Origin of the sequence: Streptomyces sp. NPDC048297, assembly GCF_043201585.1 — a bacterium.
Lineage (GTDB): Bacteria > Actinomycetota > Actinomycetes > Streptomycetales > Streptomycetaceae > Streptomyces.
On sequence record NZ_JBICZA010000091.1, the window covers coordinates 1 to 1506 of the forward strand.

1 protein-coding gene is annotated in these 1506 nt (G+C 70.6%); it reads left to right on the forward strand.

The genetic code is table 11. From position 1 onward, the window contains the following. The first annotated feature begins 239 nt into the window (after positions 1–239). A complete protein-coding gene (locus ACGFYV_RS37520; RefSeq protein WP_393883029.1) occupies positions 240–1484 on the forward strand; it encodes an IS110 family transposase in 1245 nt (414 codons plus the stop codon). Positions 1485–1506: the final 22 nt, after the last annotated feature.

Consider the following 1506-nt stretch of genomic DNA (forward strand, 5'->3'; position numbering starts at 1 on the left):
GGTCACTGGTGGACCCTTTCTGTTGCGGGCACCAGTGAGGTGCTCGTGGTTAGATGCCGGTGAGAGCCGGGGTGACGGCCCGTGGTGGTCGCCCTTTCAGGGCCCGCATGACACTGCCGCCCCCGGCTCTTCCGGAGCTGTCGACCGGCAACAGAGGGACGCGCCGCAGAGCGCCAGTCAGTGACCGCCCGGGGACCAGCTTCGTCACCGGCCTGTCGCTGATAGGCACGAGGAGAGCTGTGGCACTGCCCGAGAGCGCGTACTACGTCGGCATCGACTGGGGATCGTCCGAGCACGCGGTCTGCGTCCTGACCGAAGCCGGCCGTGTCAGGACCGAGTTCGCCATCACCCACACCGCTGTCGGGTTCGCGGACCTGATCCGCCGGCTCGGGAAGCTTGGCCAGGCCGAGGACATACCCGTGGCGATCGAACGGCCCGACGGGCGGCTGGTCGACCAGCTGCTGGAGGCCGGGCATCCGGTGGTTCCGGTGAAGTCCAACGCCATCAAGGCATGGCGGGACGCCGAGGTCCTGTCCGGCGCGAAGTCCGACCCGGGCGATGCGATGGTCATCGCCGAGTACCTGCGGCTTCGGCACCACAAGCTCAGCGCCGCCCGCCCGTTCTCCGGACACACCAAGGCACTTCGCACCGTGGTCCGCACCCGCGACGACGTGGTGAGGCTGCGGGTGATGGCCACCAACATGCTCTCCGCGCTGCTGGATGCCTTCTGGCCCGGCGCCAAGTCCCTCTTCGCGGATGTGGAGTCGCCGATCGCGCTGGACTTCCTCACCCGCTACCCGACCCCGGCCTCCGCCGCCGCCCTGGGCGAGAAGCGCATGGCAGCGTTCTGCGTCAAGCACTCCTACTGCGGCCGCCGCACGCCGGCCGAGCTGGTCAAACGGCTGCGCTCGGCCCCGGCCGGCGTCACCGGCGAGATCGAGACCGAGGCCGGCCGGGACGCGGTCGTCGCGCTGGTCACGGTGCTGCGGACGCTCGGCACCGTGAAGAAGGACCTCGACCGGTCCGTCGCCGCCCACCTGGGCCAGCACCCCGACGGGCGGATCTTCACCTCGCTGCCGCGGGCCGGGCAGGTCAACGCCGCCCAGATCCTCGCCGAGTGGGGCGACTCCCGCACCGCCTACGACGGCCCGGACGCCGTCGCGGCGTTCGCCGGCGTCGCCCCGGTTACCAAGGCGTCCGGACGCATGCGCGGGGTGTCCTACCGCTGGGCCTGCAACAAGCGCTTGCGCCAGGCGGTGACCACGTTCGCGGACAACAGCCGTCATGAAAGCGCCTGGGCGGCGAACGTCTACCAGCGGGCCCGGGGCCGGGGCATGGACCATCCGCACGCCGTCCGCGTCCTGGCCCGCGCCTGGATCCGCGTGATCCATCGCTGCTGGCTCAACCACGAGCCCTACCAGCCCGACCGGCACGGCGGACTTCAACGTCTCACAACCCCACAACCGCTCGCTCAAGCGGTGTGAGGTTGACACAGGGGGTGTCATG